Here is a 20531-nt window from a genome sequence, read left to right as displayed (position 1 = left end):
GCGGTTCTCCTTGGTTCCCTGTTCGGGAGGTTGGTCCTGGAAACCCGATTCTCTCGGATTCCACTGGCGAACCGCCGCCTTCAACCTTCAACTACGCCTGGGACATTGCCTTCTTGAGCCGCTGCAAGTACTCCACGGACCATTTGGCCGTGCCTTGCATGGCTTCAATCTGCTCTACACGCTCCAAGCCACTCCGGTTTATGAGGCCCTTGCGGAAATCCGAATGCATCCCGCCTCTGTCGCGATTGCATTTTTTGCACTGCAGCGCCAGATTTGGAAGAAAAAATCTCAGATGTGGGGCACTCCCTACTGATCGAAAGTGACCCGCATCAAAGGCTCCGCCAAACCTCGGATTGAGCTTGATATCGCACGAGATGCAACCGTGACCAGCCAAGATGTCCCGCAACCGCGCCACCTTGTTGACGACTACCTGTGCCTCGGCAATCCACTCGCGGCGTGTCTTCAACTTCTCCTTCGCCACCCGAGTAGCCGCACGTTCCTCGCGCTTGGCTCTGGCTTCCTTGCGAGCGTTGGCCTGACGGACCAGATCAAGAGCGCAAGGTACGGAGCAAGCCTTGGACATGCTGCTGATCGGTTGAAAGGAGTTGCCGCAGGATTTGCAACGGCGCGGCTTCAGTGCCTTCTTTACGGGGAGGGCGGTTTTCTGCATCAAACGTCCCACCATGACTCCCCAGATTTAATGCGATGCACCGTCGCCTGAGCGACTCCAAACCGTTCTGCTATCGCTCGTTGAGGCCCAGTTGCCGCGCGAACGGCCCGAATTTCATCGTCCGTCAATTTCCGGCGAACGCGAGTACATCCTTGACGTCCTCTAGAAAATTTATCGTCCGAATTCTCTTTATGCGTCCCCGGAATAAGATGATCTGGATTTACGCATCCCGGCACATCGCAGGTATGTCGCAATAACTTACCTGGTGGGATCGGCCCCACATAAAGCTCGTAAGAGACGCAATGAGCGCCAACCTGCTTGCCATTCACAGTGAACTTTCCGTAACCCCCAGCGCCACCACTGCGCCCAGCAGTCCAAAGCCAACACCCAGGCGTCACGATGAATTTCCGCTCAAACCTTTCACGCAAGGGTTGTGCTTTTCTCCCTCTTGGCATTACACCCCCCTCCGCTCACGCCACTTGATCCACGGCCCGCGAATCTGCGCATGGAACCGATCGGCCGCATCCGTATGCCAATCCAGTTCAGAACGGCTCTCGATCTCGCAAACCTCGCGGATAACCTCGGCGGCGCCCTCATCGCTCTCGCACGCTTCCTCAAGTGAGAATTGATACGTCAGGAACTTCCAGAACTCGGAATCGGCGCAGAGCATGCCCGCCAGCTTTGCCAATGCGCCGCCCTTGGGCTTCTCCGGTTCCGGCTCGCGACGCTCGAAGTCAGCGACAAGCGGAGCGATTGCGACGGGCATGTCGATGCTCGGGAACAGCGACCAGAACGCGCTGCGGCATGTCGGATCGATGTCGATCTGGACGCGGATCGTCCCGTCAGCCATTTCTTTGATCGCTCTGCGGGTGCCGCTGATTACTTGAACGTCGCTCACGCCTTCACCTCACTAGCCAGATACTCCGCAGTGGCTGTCGACATCAGCGCATCCATTGCGGATTCGAGGGCGTAGAGCAGTTCCATGGATGGCTTCGTGCGGAATCCTTGCGCGCTCGCTTCCTCAACCTTGCGGGCGAGGGCTGCGACTTTCACTACGTATTCGGATGAGTTGGTCATGCTGTTTGCCCTCTCCAGGTGAGGTTTTGATCGATCAATGAACTTCCGCCTTCTCGGTCTAGCCACAGTTGGCGAACGTCGTCCCAATACACGGTCCAGTCGTACATCCAGCCGGCGTCGAAGAACTGAGCGCGGTAATTTCCGGGGCGGACCGGCTTTACGCTCGGCGGGTACCAATCGGTGAGGGCCACCCATTCCCCGTTGACAATGCAAACGTCTTCGATCACTTGATCTTCCCTCCCGCAGCGAGGATTGCCGAGCGCACCGCGTCTGCCTTATCCTTCGGCACCTCGACCGACAGGAACGCGGTCGATTGCTGCTTGCGCCACTTGCTAAAAAACGCGCTAAGGGAACTGGTCTTTTCGGACCCTTCTGCCTGGTCCCACACATAACCACCATCGACCTTCACTGCGTCTGTGTCGGCGAACGTGTCTTCATGCACGTCCATACCGAGCTCGTTACCGTTGACGATGTAGCAGTAGTCTTCGAACGCCCATTCACCCCAATAAGCGTCATCGTGGAGGAAGGCCTTCCATTCAGCCCCGGTCGTTTTGATCACGCTACCGTCTCCTTATTGTTTTCGTTATGTGCCGCAATCGCCCGGCGCTGTGCTTCCTGAAGCAGGCGAGTGAACTTGTCGGTTGAACAGAAGATCCCGTTATCTGCCATCCACGTGAGCATTTCCTTATGGGTGAGGCCGATAACTAGCTGTGAGGGTTCTTTGAGTTCGGTGCTCATACAGCCTCCCAAGGGCCTTTCGTTCCAGCCCAATCCTGAACGTCACTTGATGCGAGCATGCAGCGGCTGTAAGCGGGGTAGAGGACTGGCGCCAGACAATCAGCCCAATGCCACCAGATAAGGGGGCGAGACAGAACATGCCCAATCCAGAAGAGCGCCCATGCTATGGGCCATCCGATTACGCGCTTCATGCGACCTCCAGTTCTTCTTCAAAATCGCTCAGCTTCATGCTCTGCTGATAGACACGCCCGCGTTGGCCTTCTGGAATCGTCACGAATCCTGCCGCTGCTGCGAACGGATTGAATGCACCTTTCTTGACGCGCTTCTTGTGATATCGCATGCGCGCTTTTCGAAGTTCTTCTTCGTGCGCCTGAAGAGGTAGCCGCAGTGCGTCAGGCATAGTGCCTACCGACCATCTTGGAACCTGATTCACGCCGTGCTTTTCCCAATCAGAAATGTAGACGCAACGGTTATCGCTTTCATGGTTGGTCTTGAAAAGTTGCCATGCGTGGCGATAAGAACACCCGACGTGGCGACTGATTTCGTGCGCAGTAATGTTCGGATGACCCTTTAAATACGAGAGAATGGCGCTCCATACCCAAGCAAAACTCTCCGGGCGCTTCACATTTTCTTTTGGCAGTTTTCGCAGCATGTGATGAACGCTGTTTAGACTTCTTCCTGGAAGAAGATGAAGTTGTGTCTTCACAGCTTTGCCACTACTCCGAATGGCCAGAAGAGCGCGCTTTTCCTCTTCGCTCCAATGACGATAGTCAGTCATGCTGCCTCCCGCAATTGCGCACGCTCTTGTTGTGCTTCCAGTTCAAACTTAATCTGGATGTCTCGAATCAAGCGATAAGCGTAGTCGGCTTCCATGTCGCCGGATTGCTTCTTCAGTGCTGCGATAGACTCGCGTGCGCCAGCCAGATCGAACTGATCCAGCATTTGGCCCTTGTCGAGCTTCACGCAGACCGTTTTGAGCGCGTTCGTCACGATTGGCAGAGCATTGCGCTCGGCATGCAAGTCGAATGCATCGATGAGCCCGCAGAGAGACGGCACGAACTCATACACATCGTTGTGCGCCAGTTCGCTAAAGATTGGCTTCCCTTCCTCGGTCACGCTCACCATGCCGCTTAGCTCGATCTCATCAAGAATTGCCTCGACAGGCTCAAAGACGGCATGAATCTTCCAGGGCTGCGCCCGAAGTTTTACTTGGCCGGCGCGGGATTTTGGGCTGTAAGCCTTCCCACGCGATTTCGACTTAGGCATGCGCCACCTCCACAACCATGATTTGTCCCATCCGATGTCGCGCCACTTCCTGCATGGCCCACAGTGTTTCCATTGCCCTGAATACGGCCGGCGTCGTTCCTTCGCGCTCAGTCGGCAGGCGCCATAGCGATTCCGCGCGCGACTTGCCTTGCCACATCAACTTGATCCGGTTGCGAGTCTCGAGAAGCAGAAGCGTCTGGCCGATACTGGCGTCGGTTACTTCAAGGTGCGCGGCGATCTGCCATCCGTAGGCACCGTTCGGATAATCCCGTAGGAATTCGAGGACTCTGGGGATGCTGGAGATGGTCATGCTGAAATTCTCCGAGTAATGCCAGGGCGATCCATGAAGCCAGTCCCGGTGCCGCCAGCTACCTTCAAATGCTCGACCTCTACCTTGGCCGAATTGATGATGGTTTGCGCCACTTCGGAAATAGCCTTGGCCCGGTCGATGTCCATGGGTTTTTCCTTGTCGCCGAGTGCCTCGAGCGTCGCGAACAGGTGGCGGCGCAATTCGTCAATGTTGTTCATTGATCTTCCTCGCAAGCTTTGCGCTCAGGCGCATGACGTGTTTGAGTTCGGGCGGATAGCGATGGACGGAATTTGCTTCCATCAGCTCGGCTCGACTCTGCAAAAAAAGGTTCTCGAGAGCGCAGTTCTGCTTGTTGCCGTCGCGGAACCGTAGTGCGTAGCCGTCCGGAATCTCGTTACCGGCGTCGCGCCATACCTTGCGATGCAACAGTTCCCACGTCTTCGGCTCGGCGGTCTTGATCTCGACGTATCCGTCCTGCAGCGTGCGAATCGTTCCGACCGGCGACTTGTTAATCGACTGCCCTGGCTTGAACTGGGTCGCCTGAACGCCTTCGGCCTGCCAGCCCTTCATGCCCTTGTTCCACGTCTTGTGGCCGGGTTTGAACTGTGTGGCTGCGGCGCGCTCTGGCGTGATTCATCCCGCCGCTTCCGTCGCCAGATACTCGACGGTCTTCTTCAGGCCCCGCATGCCAGCCATCATGTAGATGGCTCGATCAGTGCGACCGAGACGAGACGCCAGCGTCGGCGTGTGAGTCGTCGGATATTCGCGGTCCAACGTAGCCAGATCATCCGTCGACCATGCACGACGCTTAGTCGTACTTACTTGATGCTTCGTAACTCTTCCCATGATTGCTTTCCCCTTAACCCTTTCTCTCAGCCCACAATTTAGTGAGCCCTTCCTTTACCTGCTGCGCTTCCTCGGGATTTGTCATCGAGAGGTTAGCTATGTAAGCTCGGCGCTCTTCAAGAGGCCAAGCGGCGATTTCTTCGAGTACTTCTGCCAGTTGGTCGGGAGTCATTCGAATCCCCTGCGCGCTCTTTGCCGCTCCGGCTGTTCGCTTCTGACGTACCCTGGCGCAAGGTCTGCAAACCGCTGATACTCGCCAGCGAAGGCGAGCCGAACCGGGCCTGTTTCCCCGTTGCGCTGCTTGCCGACGATGATTTCCGCCGTGCCGCGGTCAGGAGAATCCGGGTTGTACACCTCATCGCGGTAAAGCATGAGAATGATGTCGGCGTCCTGTTCGATGGCCCCGGAGTCGCGCAGATCACCCATGTTTGGCCGCTTGTTCGGTCGTTGCTCGACACCGCGGTTAAGCTGAGCAAGAGCGATCACGGGCACATCGAGTTGCTTGGCAAGGCCCTTCAGGCCAGCCGAATAGCTGCCTATCTTCAAGTCTTGTCGCTCTTCCGTACCTCCAGTCATCAAGCCGATGTAGTCGACCAGAATCAGGTCCAATCCCGAACGCCTCTTGACGTTCCGGCTACGACTCACTATTTCCGCGAGCGACAGGCCTGATTGATCGTCGACCAACATCTGCATTTCGGACATGACCTGGACTGCGTGAGTAAGCCGGGGCCAGTCTTCCTCGACGATCTTCTTCCCGTCTAGCACGTGATCCAGACGGATGCCGCCGACACGTGCGATATTTCGTTGATGCAGGGACTTGCCGGACATCTCGAGTGAGAACACCAGAACTGATCCGCCTTCCTGCGCAACGTTGCCGGCGATCGCCATCGAGAAGGCGGTCTTGCCCATCGAAGGTCGACCAGCTACGACGACCAGCTCGGAGCCGCGCAGGCCGCCGCCGAGTTTGGCATCCAGATCGCGAAACCCGGTCGACACAACGGGAAGCTCAGCGCCGTGATAGCGGGCGTCGATTTCCTCGACAATGCTCGTCAGGATTGGGCCGACTTCTTTCGGCTCAAAACTGCGCGCCTCGGCCAATGGCTCAAAACGAGCCTGCGCCTCGGCGATGATTTCGGCGGCTGTCTTGCCGGCGCGGTTATGGACCATTGCACCGATCTCGTCAACGGCGCACAGGACGCCACGGAGTTGAGCACGCTCGATTACAATCTCCGCGTATCGGCGGATGCCGGCGCTGCCAGGCACGTTCTGCGCCAGTGCGTTGAGGTAGGGCAGACCGCCAATCTGATCAACCTTGCCAGCGGTGCCCAACGCCTCGTAGACAGTAACGACATCGGCATTGCGGCCAGCCATGATCATCCGTGCGATGCACTCGAAGATGATCCGATGGTCATAGCGATAGAACTGGTCCGCGCGCAGCTCCGGGATGCGGTCAATCGCATCGTTGTCGATGAGAAGCGCGCCGAGGACGGATTGCTCGGCCTCCTGGCTGTGCGGAGGTACGGCTAGGTTTTCGGGAATTCTGTCTGGTGCGTTCATTGTTTTTCCTTCATGAATTGACCTCCAGAGACTTTCGAATAACCGTCTCTGCTAATCAGATAATCAAATCCACTTCTGGGCGGCATATCGACGTCCTTAGCCACCCACGGGAAGTAGCGCTGCCAGAATGTCGGGTCTTTGGGTCTAAAACCCAGAAAATCATCGATCGCGCCGGCGCGGTCTTCGGTGAACACACTTGCGTCGATTTCGCCGAGCATTTCGCCGAGGGCGGCGTTGTACGCATCAATGACAGCGATCTGCGCCGGGGTGAATTCGACCGTCAACTCGTCCGTCCAGCATTCGCCGCGCAACCAGACGGGCGGCTGCTTGATGAATCGACGCACCTTCCATTGCTGGCTCCTCTTCGCCGTCTCGACCGCCCTCAGGATTTGCGCGAGCAGATCGTCATCAGGATTGAGTTTTTCAAAAAGGGCGCGTGCTTCCTTCTTTTCCTCTTTTCTCGGGTATGCCTTCCAGAAAATATCAAAGCGTTCGCGAAGCGATCGCGGGAAGGTTTCTGTCTTTTGTTGGTTGTCTTTTGAAGGGTTGTCTTTTGTGGTTACTGATTCGGTAACCGGGGGGGTTACTTCTTCGGTAACAGGGGGGTTACTGATTTGGGAACCCTCGTCGAGGGTCTCAGGGGTTACTGATTCGGTAACCCCTGGCAATTGATGCGACGGAGCAGCGCCATCTGTGGAATCGCCCACCACGTCTTGTTTAGGGGTTACTGATTTGGTAACCTCTTTCCACGCGCGATGGTTTTTGTTGATGCCAAGGCGATGACCAAAATGTCCCGCCTCTCTGGTGATAATCCGACGCGACTCAAGTTCGCGGACTGCTACGCTGACATGCGCCTTGGCAATGCCGGTCATATTCGCGAGTTGGCTCAGGCCGATGTCATCAGCCTTTTTGTTGAAGCCATACGTTTTGCGAACAATTGCCATAAATACCGCCCATTGCCTCGATGTCAAACCTGCGTTGATGAGTGCGTCCAGAAGCTCGTTGGCGAGCCTCGTATACCCGTTTTCGAGTTGCGGAGACGCTTCTTGCACGTAGCCGCCTTATTCGAAGCCTCTGAATCCACGGCGGGAATCCCAATGGATCGGGTCGTGGCACTGATTGACGAAATGCTCTATCAGCGATCGACGGTGATCCGCCTTTTCTTGCTGCTCCTGCAGATACAGTTCATAGTTGTACATGTGGTCGTAGATAAGCCACGGCTCGACGATCCTGTCGATGTAGTCCCGCAACTCCCTGATCGGCGCCCGAAAGAATTCGCGACTATCGTTGACTCTGTAGTCTTCGAAATAGCGATGCATTTCCTGCTCGACCTTCAATGCGTTCTTCACCTGCGCGAAGAAAATCATGTTGAACGCCTCCGGAACAGACGTCGCTGACGAGAGCTGTTCAAGCCTCTCCTGCGGCGCCTTCTCCGTCATGCCAATTTTGTAAATGCCGGGCATTGAATCGTTGCCCAGCACATAGACGAACCCCCAAGCCATTCAATTCCCCTTCATCAAAAAGGCCCGCAGTCTTCTAATCGCCTCACCCGCCATGCGCGTAGCCGGCGTGTCTTCCTGACACACAGTCATGCGGTGCAGCAGCTCAGACAAGGCCGCAAGGTCAGGATCAGCAATCGGGAAGACGTCGGCGGGCAGTTTCATGGAACTGATCGCCCTTGCGATGCGAGATTCGGCCCTCGAGAGCCGCCGCGGTGAGTTCATCGCACAATCCCCATAGCCGAGTACCACTGGATGAAGTCGATAACAGTTACGCAGAGCAGGGTGGCAAGTAGGGCGACCATTGAGGCGAAGATGAAGGCCTTCATGATGCTTTCCTTGTCCCGTTCATCTTGACGGATTCCAGTTGAGCGGCAGCTGCGACCAGGCGCTCGTATTCATCTGCCGGCACAGGAACAAGTCCCAACTCAGCACATTCGAACTGAACCGGCGCGTACGTTCCGCACAGCCTCATCAGCGCGATTCGCTTCTGCATCAAGGCGCCTGCATTGCCTTGCAACAAACGCGTCATATATCCCTTGTCGATCGACAATCGCTTACCAATGAAATCCTGAGTGAACTTCGACAACTGAATGCAAAGACGCACAGCGTCCAACTCGTCGTCGCACATCTTCACCAACTCACTAGGGGCTGCCTTAACTTCCTGCACTGCACTCTGCACGGTCATTTCACTTTGCATGTCGTTCACCTTTCCTGTGGTTTGCGCCCCTTGCGAGGCGTTGACGGTCCATATCGGAGAAAATGGCGACAGTTCGAGCCGCCGTATCAGGCTCTGCAATCCATGAAATCCGCTCCATGCTTGGTGAATCCGCTTATGTTAGAAACGCTGCTATTGGCCGCCTTGACCATCTTCGCCCGAAGAATCGCGCTCGCCGGTCGGTGGCTGGGCGTCGTCGCTAGCAGCCTGAGAGTCAACAGACCCTCCGCTGAAAATTTCCTCATGAAGGCGCAGAATCGCCATAAGTGTCGTGCCCTTGCAGTCGACCTGTTTGTTCAGGATTCGATTGACCGTGGGTTGGGAGATGTCAAGTCGCTTAGCAAGCGCGATTTCGCCGAGCCCGGTGGCGGCCTTGATCTCTACGAGCATTTCGTGGCAGGTCTTCATCATGTTTTTCATTCTATTCCACAACGCATAGCTTATCAAGCAGAGAATAGCGCTATGTGCATAGACAGTTTTCTCGACCTATACGCACGTGTATATTCGCCGCCATGAAGATCGCAAACCAACTAGACCGCCTGATGCAGATTCGGGGAATCCCAAGCCAGAGCGCCTTAGCGCGGCTTTCGGGAGTAAGTCAGGCCGCCATCAACCGGATACTCCAAGGAGTCACCGAGAACCCCGACCTTGAAACTCTGCGCAAATTAGCCGTTGCTTTGGATGTGACAGTCGAGCACTTAACGAAGGGGATCGACCCTAATGGTGTAAGCGCTGAAAAGAAGCCAAAACATGCCCTTGATCCGCATAAAGGGAATGTCACAGTTTGGGAGAATGAAGACGACTTGGAGCCAGACGATGAGAGGGTCTGGATTGACAGGTTCGACTATCATTTCTCAGCGGGGACAGGCGTGATTCAGTGGGAAGTACGAGAAAAGAAGGCGCTTCCGTTCAACAAGTCATTCTTTCGTGAAATGGGAAGCAACCCAAAGGACTGCAAGCTCCTGGTTGTTCGCGGGCAGAGCATGGAGCCCTTTCTGTTTAATCGCGACGTTTTCATGATTGACACGAGCCGCACGCACATTCGAGACGGTAACGTGTATGCGATCTACCTCGAGGATGAGGCGCTCGTGAAGCAGGTATTCAAGAAGCCCGGCGGGACGCTCGTCCTGCATTCGTACAATCCGACTCACCCGGACGTCGAAGTGACGCCCGAACAGATGGAATCAGTTCACATCGTCGGCGAGTACATCTATCGATCTGGCGCCGGCCCAGCTGGCCGGTAACAATCCCCTCCGCATCGCAATGAGCCCCGCATAGTCGGGGCTTTTTTACGCCTGTAAGCATAGCTCCTATCGAAAATCTATAGCGATTAAAATAACTCAACGCATAGCTATGCACGCAAGCATTGCATTTGGCTATTCTCTGACGCATAATGAAATCACTTCGAAGCACATCACACGGTGCGGAACGGCCAGGCCCGGAACGGCTCGGCGCGGCAGAGCCCGGCGATGCGCGGATGGGCCAGGAATGGCGAAGCTAGGCGAGGGTTTTTCAAACATGGGGAATAGCAATGACCGTAACGACTTCATCGGACACGAGACTCGAGAAGATTTCTCGGACCGTCGTTCTGAAGGGCATCCGCGACATCATGTTCGACCGCTACGCGGGCGACAACAAGACAAAGCTGGAGTGGCACCAGAAGATTTACCAGATGCCAGGTACCGATATCCTAGCTCTGCCCAGCACCAATATTGTGTCGTTTCTAACGGCGCACAACACGAACTCGGCGCCGAAGCGGCTGAGGGACAAGCGGGCCTATAAGGACATCGCGAACGCATGTCTGAGCTTCACGACGATCAGCGGCCACGCGAGCAACCCGAACTACATTACGTTCGTGCGTGATGCAGCGCCGATCCGCGTGGGCAAGTTCGGCGACGAACGCGACGAACTGAGCGGCATCTACCTGCATCGCGCGGTGGCCCGACTCGACAAGGGCATTCCGAACCCCAAGGAGCGCCCGGTCCTACCGCTTCCGTGGTCGATCGAGTTCACGCTCGACATCTACCCGAACAAGGAGATCAAGGAGCAAGAGATTCGCAATCTGGTTGAGGAGGGCGGATTGGCTATCGGCCTTGGCACCTTCCGAGGCGTGTTCGGAAAGTTTGTGATCGATAGCTGGAAATAGATTTCGTTGCGCGGCGGGGCATGTTAGGGACAGGCCTGGCAAGGAGTGGCACGGCAAGGGCAGTACTCAGCGGTTTCAATGAGGCCGCTGACTAATGCGACTTACCGCAGTAGAAGCAAGTACGGCGACAGCATGGAGCTAGCCGGTAGTGCAAACGATCTTTAACCTGACTAGAAGGGATACCCGTAAGGGAGCGCCCAACGCCCTACCGCTGAAAAGATCGGGGCCTATCACTCTGCCGCCTGGCTCCCAGATGGCGCTATAGAACGGCAGGGTGATTGAGTAGGAAACCACGCGGCAGCTGGAGCCGGCAAGGCCGGGAGTAGTCAGCGCCGCGTGTCGCAGTTTTTCGTGAATGGCGTTGTGACGAGCGTAAATGCTGCCGCTCCGTAAGCGCTGCCGTAGTAGAGGCTCTGTGGGCTTGCAACCTCAACGCAGGGACGGGAATCGACTCCAACGCCCTCGATACCAGCTGGACCATAGCACCAGCCACAGCGCCATTCACGAAGCACTGCAGTTTTCAGATGAGCGCATTGCATTCCCTGCAAAGTAACTCGGCGTAAGGCCGGATGACTCGGTGAGACAGCGCCTGATAGCGCATAGATCATATCCCTGTACCCCGTTGCGGTATATCTGCGGCGCGGTTTAAAGATTCCGGAAACACCAGTAGAGAGCTTCCATGCATAGCGTAGTGCGTTCTTCTGAACACTGCACCGAAATTGCACCCAGGTAGACGGGCAACAAACCCTGTCGGTGTGTGCGACTCGCTGATCGACGAGTAATAAAGACATGATCTCCGCGCCTTGAGTTGGGGTAGCTGCCTGCGGATAAGGCCACGATCTTGGGTTGGTAGCGCGACTCAAGCGTTTGCCGGTACGAGAACCGGCACGAATTGCAGTACCGGGCAGAGGGAATCTATCGAAACCCAGCATGACTCGAGAATCTGTGACCTGCGCAGGCCTAGATGGAGGATCGGGAAGCAATAGTGCGAAATTGCGATGGTGACAGCCGGGAATAGACCGGCACTGAATACCCCCGTGAGAGCGGACTATGACCCCATGTACCTGGCTGCCGGCGCATGGGCGAGTCGATGACAGCCTACACCCGCGAGCTTTGGCCGGCTGGATAGCGGGGAAGTGGTGATAGCAAAACTGGCCCCTCAGCAGTTTTGAGGCGTGGCGATTGGATGGCGTGCTGACGATACTAAGGCCGCCCTAAGACGCGGAAAGAATATCGGTGGGATACACCGACGGTCCAGTCGCCACGACCTGAACACTGCAAATCGAGTCCCCTAGCCGCGTCCGATTCCCAGAGTCGGCGGCGGTTAGGTGATTCTCACATGATGGCGATTAGTACAACTATTTTTGTGGAGCAGCCATGACACCCGAGCAAAAGATCAAGCACATGATTCTCGCGCGCTATGCCGATCTGTACGATTGCGCGCCCCGCGTACCTGAGAGCGTGACGGCCGACAACATCGACGCGCTCTACACCGATGTCTACGGCAACGACGACGGCAGCATCTGGGATGCAATCAATGAGGTTCGTTGCGGCGAGGTAGAGACGAAATTGCCGTGTGAATGGTCACGCCACTATGAGTCAAAGGCCGTCGCGTCGCGATACTTCGATGGATCGTGGGTCGGCTGGACCTACTGGTACGGAGGCGGCAAGCATGGCGAGCCTGAGGCAGTCGATTGGATGGATGTTGCGTATGCCCTCAGCGTGACCGAGGAAGAAAAGACTGTCGTTGTGCGGACTTTTGCGAAAGCCGCCTGACCTCCCCGCAGCATAGGAGTTAATCATGAACGAAATCAAAGACGGTGGGCCAGCGTTTCCGTGCGACGAGCAGATCAGGGATTCGATGATTTATCAGCCCGAGCCCGGCATGACGCTGCGTGACTACTTTGCGGCGAAGCTGATGCCAGTCGTGTGGAACGATCACAAGCCACTGAACGACTATGACTGCGCATTGCTGGCCTACCGGATGGCCGACGCCATGCTTCGCGCCCGAGGCCAATCATGAACTGGCAACAAGACATGACGATCGTCGATGGCCGCCTCTATGCAGGCGACAGGTGGCTGGGCAATTTTTCGTCCCACTCCGCGGCAATGGCAGGGATTCAGATCATGCGCAACGGCGGCAGCGACTTCGAGCTTGCTGAGGATGACCGCGATCTTCTTGCGGCGATTGATGCGGACGAGGAATAGCCATGCTCTACAGCGACTACGAATTTCGGGCCTTTGCTCCGAGAATCTCAAACTACATCCTGCGCTTTGCCAATCACTACGACCAGTACGTCAACTCGATACTGGTCCGCAGTGTTGACTACAGCCAGATTTGCATTCAGTGAGGCGACTATGAATATCTACCACTGGATCGCACTGATCGCAGCCTTGGACATCGCGCTCATTCTTTTTGTGCGCGGGGCCGATGAGCGACGTAGCGAGCGTGAGCGCAAGTCTCGTCAATGGAGGACTCAGCCATGAAAACCGCACTTGACGAGTGGGTTGAATTCACCCGCGCATGGGTCGATGAGCAGATGCGGCAGCAGCGGGATAGGGATGAGGCGGCGTTCGCGAAGTTTCTCGAGCGTCTGTTGCCCGCTGACTGATTCAGGTTAAGCGACGGCCGCTCTGAGCAGCTATAAGCCGCTGCCCGTGAGAAGCGGGCAAGAACTCAACGCGACACCTGCCGGGCCTGTAGTGGGCGTAAGGAGCGGTGTGACAGCCGGAGAGACGGCGCCCTGACGAGTAGCGGATTCCCACTGCAAGAACGCCGGATAACCGGGGACCGGCCCGCTACTCGCCAGGGCAATCACCTTACAGATTAGGACAACGAATATGAGCCACGAACACATCGCAAGAAACGCAAGTGGCGTGTACAGAATCACCGCTGCCAGCGGCGATTGCTATATCGGAAGCAGCGAAAACATATGGAAGCGGTGGCTAGGTCATCAAACAATGCTCCGCTGCGGCAATCACCGGTCGAAGTCGATGCAGGACGAATCTAATCGGGCTGGCCTAGATGCCCTCCGGTTTGAAATTCTTCTGATATGCGACAAGAGTCAACTGTTGTTCTACGAACAGCGAGCAATTGACGCATACAAGCCTGCTTTCAACTCATCGCCAACGGCGGGCAGCACTAAAGGCATCGTGGCATCGGAAGAAACACGCGCGAAGCTGGCATCAGCCAAGTTGGGCAAGAAGCGAGGCCCAATGAGTCCCGAGACGCGGGCAAAGATTGCCGCAAGGGCGAAGGAGCGGTACTTGTCGCCTGAGTACCGAGAGAAATCGGCCGCCTCAATGCGCGGCATCCCCAAATCGGACGAACACCGGTCCAAGCTGTCCGCGTTCAATTCGGGCAAGACGTTGACGCCAGAACACCGAGCGAAGATTGGCGAAGCGAATCGTCGCAGGCAAACAAAAGCACAGCAGGGAGATTGAGATGGGCAAATTTCACAATGCCGAAATCTACCGGCAGTTTTCGCCCCTACGCGACTATGACGAATACAAGCCGGACTATGAGCCCGACACTAAGTATGGCTACTGCCCGGAATGCGCATGCAATGTCGAAGCAAAGCGCATGGATTTCGGCATAGGCGCTTATGAGTACTGGGGCAGCAAGGAAGTCCACAAAGACATTCGAGATGTCTGCCCGCGTTGCGAAACAGAAGTCTTGGACGAGCAGCCGGAAGAAGAGGAGGAGGAATCATGAGCGCCACCTACGAAGTGCACGACGGCTGCACAACACTGATTTCCGACGCTGCATACGCAAAGTACGACGAGGAGCAGCGCGAAAAGCAAGCCGAGATCCTCATGTGGGCCACGGCTGGCTCTGTAGTGGCGATCGCGGGACTTGTACTCAAACAGCTACTGGGAGCCTGACATGACCGACTACAACGAAACGCAGCGCAAGGAAATGCTTCGCCAGATGAGCGAGCAGGCCGACAACAGCCCCGAAGCCAAGCGCAAGCGGGCGATTGAGGCGCTGGGTACGAAGTATCTGCTGCACCCGGCCAATCGGGTTCAGCGACGCGCCGTGCCTTACGGGGAGTGGACGCGATGAAACCGCTCGCCGGCAAGCGCTGGTTCTATTCACTAGGGTGGCGCATGTTCGTCAACCACCACGGCTGCCGAATCGATTCGAACGTGCCGATTTGGGCTATACGCGAATTTGAGCGCGGTTATGAGGATGCTCGCTGGTCGAACGCTGTGCAGACCGTCAAGGCGTGGCCTGCAAGCAAGCTAGCGGAGGCGGCATGAGCGACTACTACGTGATCAGCCTGAAACACACGCGGCGCACTGACCGGTACGTCACCCTCTGGAAACCGAACGACAGGGGATATTGCTTCAGGACGCCGAACGCGGGGAGGTATCCGGAAGAGACGGTGCGCGCGCATCTTGGATATTACAACTCGGGATGCAGCATCGCCGTGCCGTGCGACGTGATTGACTCACGAACGGTCATGACGACTCCCCGCGATCAGTTCGACGGGCCGGATGGGCCAGCGTTTCTGAATACCGCCGCTAACTGGAAGTTGCTGCTCGCAAATGTGATCGAGCCGCCAGCGTACCCACCTAAGCCCCAATACAAGGGTGCACCAAAACAAGAGGAGTTCGCATGAGCGAGTCCAAAGATTTGACCGTGCCCGAGCGCGCATCGGTCGCGCTGGGCGCACCGAAGTACGAGCAGGAAATCCGCGACCTGGTTGCCAAGACCGTGACGATCACCGAGGTAAAGAACAAAGACGGGCGTGAGCAGTGCCACGGCGCAATGATGACCCTCAAGAACACCCGGGTCGCGATCGAGAAGGCAGCGAAGGCGGCACGCGAGGACGCAACGGCGTTTTCAAAGGCCGTGATCGCCGAAGAAAAGCGCCTTGTGGCACTCGCAGAGCCGGAAGAGGCGCGGTTGCAGGCTCTTCGCGACGCGTGGGATGCGGAGATCGAACGCGAGAAAGCTGCCAAAGCCGCTGCCGAGAAAGAACGAGTTGACGGCATTCGCAAGCGCATCGCTGAAATGCAGTCCATCCCCGCGATGCTGGTCGGCAAGCAGTCGGCAACCATCGCGACAGCGATTGAGGGGCTGGAGGCGGTTGAGATCACGCTGGAGAGTCATCAGGAGTTTTCCGGCGAAGCGGAAGTTGCGAAGCTCGCCGCGATCCACAAGCTGTGGGAGATGTTTAAGGCGCAGAAGGATCACGAAGCTGAGCAAGCCCGCATCGCGGAGGAACGCGCCCAGCTCGAACGCGAACGCGCCGAAGCCGCCGAGCGGGAGCGGATCGCTGCGGCAGCGAGGGCTGAGGAAGAGCGTAAAGCCCGCGAAGCGCGGCAGGCAGAGGAAGCCCGACTGCGGGCCGAGCGCGAGGCACACGAAACCGAGTTGCGCCGGCAGCGCGAAGCGGAAGAGGCGAAGTTGGCCGAGCAGCGTGCCGAGATCGCCCGCCAGCAGGCAGCAATCGATGCGGCAAGGGCAGAGCAGGAGCGCATCGAACGCGAGCGTCAGGCGGCCATTGAGGCGGAGGCGCGGGCCAAGCGTGAAGCCGAAGCCGCCGAGCAGACGCGCCGTGACCGCGAAGCACGCGAGGCCGCTGAGGCCGAAGCCCGCGAGAAGGCACGCCGCGAACGCGAACAGTTCGCTATCAACGGACCCGGCGACGTCGAGATTGTTGAAACGCTGGCGAATCACTACGCCGTCGAAATTGGCGACGTCATGGAATGGATGAAGAAATTCGACTACGCCGCAGCAGATGAGCATTTTGCCGCCGCGAACGTCGCCGCTAACTAACTGGAGCAAGTATGCAAACCGCAACCATGGCAGACATCACAGAGGTTGAACTGGCAGCGCCCGCGGCGAAGCCGCCAGCAGTACAGCAGACACGAGCCCTTGCAGCATCGGCTACGCCGGCCGATCTTCTGCGGATTGCCGTCGAGAGTGGCGCCGACCTGGACAAGCTTGAGCGCCTGATGGCACTGCAAACGCAATGGGAAGCGAAGGAGGCGAAACGCGCCTTCGATGCCGCATTTTCCGCTTTCAAGGCGGAGGCCGTCACGATCCTGAAGGGTCGCAAGGTGACGGATGGCCCGCTGAAGGGAAAGAGCTACGCCGAGTTGCATGACGTGGTGAATGCGGTAACGCCGGCACTCTCGAAACATGGTCTGTCGTCGTCGTGGAAGTTGACGATGGATGAGAAGGACTGGATGCAGGTGACATGCTACCTGCGCCACGTCAACGGCCACGAGGAAAGTGTGTCGATGGGTGGGCCGCCGGATGCGGGCGGGGCAAAGAACGCCATACAGGCGCGCGCCAGTACGAAGACCTACCTTGAGCGCTACACGCTTAAGGCAATTACCGGACTGTCCGAGCAGATGGACGATGACGACGGCAACGGGAAGGAGCAGAAGCCTAGCGGCGACGAAACTTTCATGAAGTACGAAAGCCAGTTGGTCGACGCAAAAACCGTCGATGAAGTGCGCCGTATTCGTGCATTGGCTGGCGCCGCATTTGAAGCAGTTGGCGACGTCAAGGGGTGGAACCAGTTCAAGTCGATGGCCGACAAGAAAAAGACCGAACTCGAAAGGAGCGCGCAATGAAGCGGAATTTCATCGTCTCGGAGCATCCGCAGAACACGCCCGAGTGGCTGGCCGATCGCGCCGGCCGGGCAACCGGCTCGAAAGCTGACTGCGTGACGGCCAAGGTCAAGTCTGGCGAGGCGGCCACGCGCGCCGACTACCGTGTCCAACTCGCGCTTGAACGACTTCTCTGCAAGCCGTGCGGTGACGAGTTTTCGACGGCAGACACCGAGCGAGGACAGGAACGCGAGCCTTTCGCCCGGATGCGGTACGAGATTCAGACGGGCATCACGGTTCAGGAAAGTCCGTTTGTCTATCGAGAAGACATGATGGCCGGATGCTCGGTTGACGGGTTTCTAGAAGACGCTGGCAAGTTCGGGATCTGGGAGGCGAAGTGCCCGAAGACAAAGACGCACTTCAAATACCTGACCGAACAGCGCGTACCGCCGACCTACGTCAAACAGGTTCTGCACAACATGCTGATAACCGGCGCTGAGTTTGTCGACTTCGTGTCGTTCGATCCAGAAATGCCGGAGAAACTCCAATTGTTCGTGTTCCGTTGGGAGCGCGACGAAGCGCTGATCAAAGAGTACGAGGCCGAACTGCGTCAGTTCCTTTTCGAAGTCGACGCCACCCACAAACAGATTGCGGCGATGGCCGCCTGATTCACTTACACAAGAGCGAAACATGATTCAAATTTTCGGATTGGCCCGCATTGGCCGCGATGTCGAAGTGCGCAACACAACGGGCGGCGATGCCGTCGCAAGCGTATCGCTGGCGTTCAACTACGGTCGCAAGGGAGACGACGGCAAGAAGCCTACGCAGTGGGTCGACGGGGCTTTGTGGGGCAAGCGCGCCGAAGTCCTCGCACCGTATCTCACCAAGGGATCGCTTGTGACTGTCGCACTGGAAGATGCGCACGTCGAGACCTTCAGGAAGGCTGACGGGACGGAAGGCGTAAAGCTCGCTGGGCGCATCACTGCGATCGACCTCGCGGGTGGCGGTCAGCCACAGCAGCAAGCCCCGGCGCCCACGCCTAAGCCGCAACAGCGACCGGCTCCGCAACGTGCGCCGGCTGGAGGCGGATTCGAAGACATGAACGACGACGTGCCGTTCTAGCAAGCCACGCACCACTCGCCCATGGGATGAAGCCGGAACATCCGGCGCGAATCTCCCGCCGATTGGCGGAGTGGTGCGCCCCTCTTGAGAACCACGAGCCTAACGGTCCCCGGCTCGTGGGGCGTTGTTGGCCCGGCTTCGGCAGGGTCTTTTTTACCTCATCCCCGAACCGCGCAGACAGCGCGGCGTGTTTAAGCCGGTCCGCATGACGGCTTCTTTTTAAAAGATACGCCTGACCCACTACGTTACCGGCATAGACATGCAAATCTTAATCGGATGCGAAGAATCAGGAACCGTGCGCGATGCTTTCGCCTCTCTCGGGCACAAGGTTCTCTCGTGCGACCTTCAGCCATCGCGCAAAGACGGACCACACTACCGCGGCGACATCTTCGACGTGATCGACTATCCGTGGGACCTAGCGATTTTCCATCCGCCCTGCACGCACACATCGGTAAGCGGCGCCCGGCACTTCGCAGAGAAATGGATGGACGGCAGGCAGGCAGCCGGCGTGGCGTTCTTCATGAACCTATGGCGACGTTCGAGTCACATAAAGCGCCGCTGCTTTGAACAACCAGTTTCCGTTATGTCGTCGCTGTTCAGAAAGCCTGACCAAATAATCCAGCCGTGGATGTTCGGACATTTCGAGACGAAAACGACATGTCTATGGCTGGAGGAGTTGCCTCCACTCACGCCGGCCTACTCGTCCATCGAAGAATGTCGCGAAGCGCTTGGACTGCCGATTGGCACGAAGCCCGCCGATCGCATCCACAAGATGGCGCCAGGACCCGATCGCGCCCGCGAAAGGTCGAAAACATTTGACGGTATCGCAACCGCAATGGGAACCCAATGGGGCGGCGACCTTCTTTCACAAGCTGCCGCATAGAGAGACCAATTATGACAATCACCATGAATACAGGCGCAGCGAGCGATGCGGCAACTCTGATTAATCGACACGCACTGGCAGCGCGTGCACTTGAGCGCGACTATTCTCTGCCGAACATCGAGCACTACAAGGCTTGCTCGGATGCATTACTTGCCGCTCTCGTCACTCCCACCCCGCAGGCAGACGCCGACTTCAAAAACTTTCACCGATTGCTGTGCGAGCGATTCGGATACGTACACGATGAACGCGACTGGAAGCGCGATCAGCTGTCTCTTATCGAGCATATAGCATCCCGCGCCGCGATAGCTGCTGGCGGAGCGCAAGAGGCGGGAGAGCTGATTGATTGCCCGCAATGCCATGCTGCGCTGCAATTTGCTGAGTGCTCTCACTGCGGCTTCGATACGACGCGAATTCAACCTGAATCTCTGGCGCTAGCAACAGAGATTGACAACGACGCGCTATCGGTAATGCGCAACGTAGTCAAGACATGGGATTTTTATTGCGACAACGGGAGAGCCGATCGCAATCTAGTCCCGTTCGTTCAGGAGCTGAATCGCCTTCGTCACGTAATTGCATGCGCCTCGCCGCTCCCTCGCGTAGCCGCGACTGTGGCGAATGACGACCTGTCGCTCGTGCGCGAGTTGCAGAAAGCGCTGTTCTACTGGATGCCAGCCATTGCGGGCGAAGATAGTCCGGCGGGTCAGAAGGCTGCTGAGCACGCCTACCTGCTTATTGGCTTCGACGGCAACTCGCTCGATTGCTACGGCGATCAAATGCGCTCTTCGCTCGGCATCGTAAATCGCGAATTGGAGCGAATCGGCATCGCATGCGCCGATGCAGGATGCCCGGACGAGATGGAAGTGGCCGATTTTATCGCCGACCTCCATGCGCGTGCGGTGGCGCCATCCACGGCCGATTTCAAATGGCCACCGCTTCCCGCATTTCCCGAGTCATTCGCGCATGTCGCCGGTCACGCGTACTTCACCGAACACCAGATGCAGGGATATGCGAACGCATACGGCGAGGCAGTCCGCGCCCTTCTCGCCGCATCTAACGGGGAAAAGAAATGATGCTGATGAACCGACACCACCGCGCAGTTTTGCTTCGTTTGCAGGTAGGTGGCTGTACT

The 20531-nt window shown here is 57.2% G+C and carries 37 protein-coding genes; 19 read left to right on the top strand and 18 right to left on the bottom strand.

The features are described 5' to 3' along the window. Positions 1-91: 91 nt before the first annotated feature. From HV711_RS27430 to HV711_RS27345, 18 genes are all read right to left on the bottom strand, one after another. Positions 92-670 carry a recombination protein NinG gene (locus HV711_RS27430; protein ID WP_063826571.1) on the bottom strand — a complete coding sequence of 193 codons (579 nt, stop codon included), beginning with the start codon at positions 668-670 and terminating at the stop codon, positions 92-94. Beyond that, entirely contained in the window at positions 670-1125 is a 456-nt protein-coding gene (locus HV711_RS34005; RefSeq protein WP_082201548.1) for an HNH endonuclease, read from the bottom strand. Before HV711_RS34005 ends, HV711_RS27430 begins: the two co-directional genes overlap by 1 nt. Continuing rightward, the gene (locus tag HV711_RS27420; RefSeq protein ID WP_051224594.1) at positions 1125-1568 is read right to left on the bottom strand and encodes a hypothetical protein; all 444 of its coding nucleotides are present in this window, start codon (positions 1566-1568) and stop codon (positions 1125-1127) included. Before HV711_RS27420 ends, HV711_RS34005 begins: the two co-directional genes overlap by 1 nt. Further along, entirely contained in the window at positions 1565-1747 is a 183-nt protein-coding gene (locus tag HV711_RS27415; protein ID WP_035483272.1) for a hypothetical protein, read from the bottom strand. The genes HV711_RS27420 and HV711_RS27415 overlap by 4 nt, the downstream gene beginning before the upstream one ends. A gap of 223 nt (positions 1748-1970) precedes the next feature. Continuing rightward, complete coding sequence (locus HV711_RS27410; protein WP_051224591.1) at positions 1971-2306, bottom strand: hypothetical protein; 336 nt, start codon at positions 2304-2306, stop codon at positions 1971-1973. Further along, positions 2303-2485 carry a hypothetical protein gene (locus HV711_RS27405; protein ID WP_035483269.1) on the bottom strand — a complete coding sequence of 61 codons (183 nt, stop codon included), beginning with the start codon at positions 2483-2485 and terminating at the stop codon, positions 2303-2305. Before HV711_RS27405 ends, HV711_RS27410 begins: the two co-directional genes overlap by 4 nt. Positions 2486-2672: 187 nt before the next feature. After that, positions 2673-3263 carry a hypothetical protein gene (locus HV711_RS27400; RefSeq protein WP_175145363.1) on the bottom strand — a complete coding sequence of 197 codons (591 nt, stop codon included), beginning with the start codon at positions 3261-3263 and terminating at the stop codon, positions 2673-2675. Continuing rightward, positions 3260-3751, bottom strand: a complete 492-nt coding sequence (locus tag HV711_RS27395; protein WP_175145361.1) for a hypothetical protein — start codon at positions 3749-3751, stop codon at positions 3260-3262. The genes HV711_RS27400 and HV711_RS27395 overlap by 4 nt, the downstream gene beginning before the upstream one ends. Then, complete coding sequence (locus tag HV711_RS27390) at positions 3744-4061, bottom strand: hypothetical protein (RefSeq protein WP_035483262.1); 318 nt, start codon at positions 4059-4061, stop codon at positions 3744-3746. Before HV711_RS27390 ends, HV711_RS27395 begins: the two co-directional genes overlap by 8 nt. Continuing rightward, complete coding sequence (locus HV711_RS27385) at positions 4058-4279, bottom strand: hypothetical protein (protein WP_035483261.1); 222 nt, start codon at positions 4277-4279, stop codon at positions 4058-4060. The genes HV711_RS27390 and HV711_RS27385 overlap by 4 nt, the downstream gene beginning before the upstream one ends. Continuing rightward, positions 4266-4631, bottom strand: coding sequence for an HNH endonuclease signature motif containing protein (locus HV711_RS27380; RefSeq protein ID WP_082201547.1), 366 nt, complete (start codon positions 4629-4631; stop codon positions 4266-4268). Before HV711_RS27380 ends, HV711_RS27385 begins: the two co-directional genes overlap by 14 nt. A 289-nt stretch (positions 4632-4920) precedes the next feature. Beyond that, positions 4921-5079: a hypothetical protein gene (locus HV711_RS27375; protein ID WP_175145359.1), complete on the bottom strand. Its 159-nt coding sequence runs from the start codon at positions 5077-5079 to the stop codon at positions 4921-4923. Next, positions 5076-6464 carry a replicative DNA helicase gene (dnaB, locus tag HV711_RS27370; protein ID WP_035483259.1) on the bottom strand — a complete coding sequence of 463 codons (1389 nt, stop codon included), beginning with the start codon at positions 6462-6464 and terminating at the stop codon, positions 5076-5078. Before dnaB ends, HV711_RS27375 begins: the two co-directional genes overlap by 4 nt. Further along, on the bottom strand, positions 6461-7516 hold the full coding sequence (locus HV711_RS27365) for a replication protein (RefSeq protein ID WP_051224588.1): 1056 nt from the start codon (positions 7514-7516) through the stop codon (positions 6461-6463). The genes dnaB and HV711_RS27365 overlap by 4 nt, the downstream gene beginning before the upstream one ends. Positions 7517-7525: 9 nt before the next feature. Beyond that, positions 7526-7966 (bottom strand): GIY-YIG nuclease family protein, encoded by a 441-nt coding sequence (locus HV711_RS27360; RefSeq protein ID WP_051224585.1) that lies wholly within the window; start codon positions 7964-7966, stop codon positions 7526-7528. Further along, on the bottom strand, positions 7967-8128 hold the full coding sequence (locus tag HV711_RS27355) for a hypothetical protein (RefSeq protein ID WP_175145358.1): 162 nt from the start codon (positions 8126-8128) through the stop codon (positions 7967-7969). A 160-nt stretch (positions 8129-8288) separates the two neighbouring features. Beyond that, positions 8289-8762 carry a hypothetical protein gene (locus HV711_RS27350; protein WP_035483257.1) on the bottom strand — a complete coding sequence of 158 codons (474 nt, stop codon included), beginning with the start codon at positions 8760-8762 and terminating at the stop codon, positions 8289-8291. 51 nt (positions 8763-8813) lie between these two features. Further along, entirely contained in the window at positions 8814-9101 is a 288-nt protein-coding gene (locus tag HV711_RS27345; protein WP_175145356.1) for a helix-turn-helix domain-containing protein, read from the bottom strand. Between the two features lie 92 nt (positions 9102-9193). Here HV711_RS27345 and HV711_RS27340 point away from each other — a divergent pair, with 92 nt between their 5' ends. The 19 genes from HV711_RS27340 to HV711_RS27255 all read left to right on the top strand — a co-directional run bounded on the left by HV711_RS27340 (position 9194) and on the right by HV711_RS27255 (position 20472). Continuing rightward, complete coding sequence (locus HV711_RS27340) at positions 9194-9925, top strand: XRE family transcriptional regulator (protein WP_035483255.1); 732 nt, start codon at positions 9194-9196, stop codon at positions 9923-9925. Positions 9926-10212: 287 nt separating this feature from the next. Continuing rightward, on the top strand, positions 10213-10827 hold the full coding sequence (locus HV711_RS27335) for a hypothetical protein (protein WP_035483253.1): 615 nt from the start codon (positions 10213-10215) through the stop codon (positions 10825-10827). A 1377-nt stretch (positions 10828-12204) separates the two neighbouring features. Next, entirely contained in the window at positions 12205-12603 is a 399-nt protein-coding gene (locus HV711_RS27330; RefSeq protein ID WP_035483251.1) for a hypothetical protein, read from the top strand. Between the two features lie 25 nt (positions 12604-12628). Continuing rightward, a complete protein-coding gene (locus tag HV711_RS27325; RefSeq protein ID WP_035483250.1) occupies positions 12629-12850 on the top strand; it encodes a hypothetical protein in 222 nt (73 codons plus the stop codon). Beyond that, positions 12847-13035, top strand: coding sequence for a hypothetical protein (locus HV711_RS27320; RefSeq protein WP_035483248.1), 189 nt, complete (start codon positions 12847-12849; stop codon positions 13033-13035). Before HV711_RS27325 ends, HV711_RS27320 begins: the two co-directional genes overlap by 4 nt. Before the next feature lie 2 nt (positions 13036-13037). Continuing rightward, positions 13038-13178: a hypothetical protein gene (locus HV711_RS27315; RefSeq protein ID WP_175145354.1), complete on the top strand. Its 141-nt coding sequence runs from the start codon at positions 13038-13040 to the stop codon at positions 13176-13178. A 132-nt stretch (positions 13179-13310) separates the two neighbouring features. Further along, positions 13311-13439 (top strand): hypothetical protein, encoded by a 129-nt coding sequence (locus HV711_RS33840; protein ID WP_279612668.1) that lies wholly within the window; start codon positions 13311-13313, stop codon positions 13437-13439. A gap of 229 nt (positions 13440-13668) precedes the next feature. After that, on the top strand, positions 13669-14271 hold the full coding sequence (locus tag HV711_RS27310; RefSeq protein WP_082201546.1) for an NUMOD3 domain-containing DNA-binding protein: 603 nt from the start codon (positions 13669-13671) through the stop codon (positions 14269-14271). A 1-nt stretch (position 14272) separates the two neighbouring features. After that, the gene (locus HV711_RS27305; protein WP_035483246.1) at positions 14273-14542 is read left to right on the top strand and encodes a hypothetical protein; all 270 of its coding nucleotides are present in this window, start codon (positions 14273-14275) and stop codon (positions 14540-14542) included. Next, positions 14539-14712 (top strand): hypothetical protein, encoded by a 174-nt coding sequence (locus tag HV711_RS27300; RefSeq protein ID WP_175145352.1) that lies wholly within the window; start codon positions 14539-14541, stop codon positions 14710-14712. Before HV711_RS27305 ends, HV711_RS27300 begins: the two co-directional genes overlap by 4 nt. A 1-nt stretch (position 14713) precedes the next feature. Continuing rightward, the gene (locus HV711_RS27295; protein WP_035483244.1) at positions 14714-14893 is read left to right on the top strand and encodes a hypothetical protein; all 180 of its coding nucleotides are present in this window, start codon (positions 14714-14716) and stop codon (positions 14891-14893) included. Further along, positions 14890-15090, top strand: coding sequence for a hypothetical protein (locus tag HV711_RS27290; protein WP_035483243.1), 201 nt, complete (start codon positions 14890-14892; stop codon positions 15088-15090). Before HV711_RS27295 ends, HV711_RS27290 begins: the two co-directional genes overlap by 4 nt. Beyond that, on the top strand, positions 15087-15452 hold the full coding sequence (locus tag HV711_RS27285) for a hypothetical protein (RefSeq protein WP_035483241.1): 366 nt from the start codon (positions 15087-15089) through the stop codon (positions 15450-15452). The genes HV711_RS27290 and HV711_RS27285 overlap by 4 nt, the downstream gene beginning before the upstream one ends. Further along, entirely contained in the window at positions 15449-16615 is a 1167-nt protein-coding gene (locus HV711_RS27280; RefSeq protein ID WP_051224576.1) for a hypothetical protein, read from the top strand. Before HV711_RS27285 ends, HV711_RS27280 begins: the two co-directional genes overlap by 4 nt. 11 nt (positions 16616-16626) lie before the next feature. Continuing rightward, the gene (locus HV711_RS27275) at positions 16627-17421 is read left to right on the top strand and encodes an ERF family protein (RefSeq protein WP_082201545.1); all 795 of its coding nucleotides are present in this window, start codon (positions 16627-16629) and stop codon (positions 17419-17421) included. Then, entirely contained in the window at positions 17418-18065 is a 648-nt protein-coding gene (locus tag HV711_RS27270) for a lambda exonuclease family protein (protein ID WP_035483239.1), read from the top strand. The genes HV711_RS27275 and HV711_RS27270 overlap by 4 nt, the downstream gene beginning before the upstream one ends. Before the next feature lie 22 nt (positions 18066-18087). Beyond that, complete coding sequence (locus tag HV711_RS27265) at positions 18088-18519, top strand: single-stranded DNA-binding protein (protein ID WP_035483237.1); 432 nt, start codon at positions 18088-18090, stop codon at positions 18517-18519. A gap of 259 nt (positions 18520-18778) precedes the next feature. Next, positions 18779-19402 (top strand): hypothetical protein, encoded by a 624-nt coding sequence (locus HV711_RS27260; RefSeq protein ID WP_035483234.1) that lies wholly within the window; start codon positions 18779-18781, stop codon positions 19400-19402. Positions 19403-19413: 11 nt separating this feature from the next. After that, a complete protein-coding gene (locus tag HV711_RS27255) occupies positions 19414-20472 on the top strand; it encodes a hypothetical protein (protein WP_082201544.1) in 1059 nt (352 codons plus the stop codon). The last annotated feature ends 59 nt before the right edge of the window (positions 20473-20531 follow it).

The sequence above is a fragment of the Paraburkholderia phenoliruptrix genome (assembly GCF_902859825.1).
GTDB classification, from domain to species: domain Bacteria; phylum Pseudomonadota; class Gammaproteobacteria; order Burkholderiales; family Burkholderiaceae; genus Paraburkholderia; species Paraburkholderia phenoliruptrix.
Note: the sequence above shows the minus strand (reverse complement) of the source record. Positions and strands in the feature narration are given on the sequence as shown.

Bases quoted from the DNA above. Each gene is read 5' to 3' on its own strand.
- HV711_RS27430 (WP_063826571.1), bottom strand. From the start codon at position 670: ATGCAGAAAACCGCCCTCCCCGTAAAGAAGGCACTGAAGCCGCGCCGT.
- HV711_RS34005 (WP_082201548.1), bottom strand. From the start codon at position 1,125: ATGCCAAGAGGGAGAAAAGCACAACCCTTGCGTGAAAGGTTTGAGCGG.
- HV711_RS27415 (WP_035483272.1), bottom strand. From the start codon at position 1,747: ATGACCAACTCATCCGAATACGTAGTGAAAGTCGCAGCCCTCGCCCGC.
- HV711_RS27405 (WP_035483269.1), bottom strand. From the start codon at position 2,485: ATGAGCACCGAACTCAAAGAACCCTCACAGCTAGTTATCGGCCTCACC.
- HV711_RS27400 (WP_175145363.1), bottom strand. From the start codon at position 3,263: ATGACTGACTATCGTCATTGGAGCGAAGAGGAAAAGCGCGCTCTTCTG.
- HV711_RS27395 (WP_175145361.1), bottom strand. From the start codon at position 3,751: ATGCCTAAGTCGAAATCGCGTGGGAAGGCTTACAGCCCAAAATCCCGC.
- HV711_RS27390 (WP_035483262.1), bottom strand. From the start codon at position 4,061: ATGACCATCTCCAGCATCCCCAGAGTCCTCGAATTCCTACGGGATTAT.
- HV711_RS27385 (WP_035483261.1), bottom strand. From the start codon at position 4,279: ATGAACAACATTGACGAATTGCGCCGCCACCTGTTCGCGACGCTCGAG.
- HV711_RS27380 (WP_082201547.1), bottom strand. From the start codon at position 4,631: ATGAAGGGCTGGCAGGCCGAAGGCGTTCAGGCGACCCAGTTCAAGCCA.
- HV711_RS27375 (WP_175145359.1), bottom strand. From the start codon at position 5,079: ATGACTCCCGACCAACTGGCAGAAGTACTCGAAGAAATCGCCGCTTGG.
- dnaB (WP_035483259.1), bottom strand. From the start codon at position 6,464: ATGAACGCACCAGACAGAATTCCCGAAAACCTAGCCGTACCTCCGCAC.
- HV711_RS27360 (WP_051224585.1), bottom strand. From the start codon at position 7,966: ATGGCTTGGGGGTTCGTCTATGTGCTGGGCAACGATTCAATGCCCGGC.
- HV711_RS27355 (WP_175145358.1), bottom strand. From the start codon at position 8,128: ATGAAACTGCCCGCCGACGTCTTCCCGATTGCTGATCCTGACCTTGCG.
- HV711_RS27345 (WP_175145356.1), bottom strand. From the start codon at position 9,101: ATGAAAAACATGATGAAGACCTGCCACGAAATGCTCGTAGAGATCAAG.
- HV711_RS27340 (WP_035483255.1), top strand. From the start codon at position 9,194: ATGAAGATCGCAAACCAACTAGACCGCCTGATGCAGATTCGGGGAATC.
- HV711_RS27335 (WP_035483253.1), top strand. From the start codon at position 10,213: ATGACCGTAACGACTTCATCGGACACGAGACTCGAGAAGATTTCTCGG.
- HV711_RS27330 (WP_035483251.1), top strand. From the start codon at position 12,205: ATGACACCCGAGCAAAAGATCAAGCACATGATTCTCGCGCGCTATGCC.
- HV711_RS27325 (WP_035483250.1), top strand. From the start codon at position 12,629: ATGAACGAAATCAAAGACGGTGGGCCAGCGTTTCCGTGCGACGAGCAG.
- HV711_RS27320 (WP_035483248.1), top strand. From the start codon at position 12,847: ATGAACTGGCAACAAGACATGACGATCGTCGATGGCCGCCTCTATGCA.
- HV711_RS27315 (WP_175145354.1), top strand. From the start codon at position 13,038: ATGCTCTACAGCGACTACGAATTTCGGGCCTTTGCTCCGAGAATCTCA.
- HV711_RS33840 (WP_279612668.1), top strand. From the start codon at position 13,311: ATGAAAACCGCACTTGACGAGTGGGTTGAATTCACCCGCGCATGGGTC.
- HV711_RS27310 (WP_082201546.1), top strand. From the start codon at position 13,669: ATGAGCCACGAACACATCGCAAGAAACGCAAGTGGCGTGTACAGAATC.
- HV711_RS27305 (WP_035483246.1), top strand. From the start codon at position 14,273: ATGGGCAAATTTCACAATGCCGAAATCTACCGGCAGTTTTCGCCCCTA.
- HV711_RS27300 (WP_175145352.1), top strand. From the start codon at position 14,539: ATGAGCGCCACCTACGAAGTGCACGACGGCTGCACAACACTGATTTCC.
- HV711_RS27295 (WP_035483244.1), top strand. From the start codon at position 14,714: ATGACCGACTACAACGAAACGCAGCGCAAGGAAATGCTTCGCCAGATG.
- HV711_RS27290 (WP_035483243.1), top strand. From the start codon at position 14,890: ATGAAACCGCTCGCCGGCAAGCGCTGGTTCTATTCACTAGGGTGGCGC.
- HV711_RS27285 (WP_035483241.1), top strand. From the start codon at position 15,087: ATGAGCGACTACTACGTGATCAGCCTGAAACACACGCGGCGCACTGAC.
- HV711_RS27280 (WP_051224576.1), top strand. From the start codon at position 15,449: ATGAGCGAGTCCAAAGATTTGACCGTGCCCGAGCGCGCATCGGTCGCG.
- HV711_RS27275 (WP_082201545.1), top strand. From the start codon at position 16,627: ATGCAAACCGCAACCATGGCAGACATCACAGAGGTTGAACTGGCAGCG.
- HV711_RS27270 (WP_035483239.1), top strand. From the start codon at position 17,418: ATGAAGCGGAATTTCATCGTCTCGGAGCATCCGCAGAACACGCCCGAG.
- HV711_RS27265 (WP_035483237.1), top strand. From the start codon at position 18,088: ATGATTCAAATTTTCGGATTGGCCCGCATTGGCCGCGATGTCGAAGTG.
- HV711_RS27260 (WP_035483234.1), top strand. From the start codon at position 18,779: ATGCAAATCTTAATCGGATGCGAAGAATCAGGAACCGTGCGCGATGCT.
- HV711_RS27255 (WP_082201544.1), top strand. From the start codon at position 19,414: ATGACAATCACCATGAATACAGGCGCAGCGAGCGATGCGGCAACTCTG.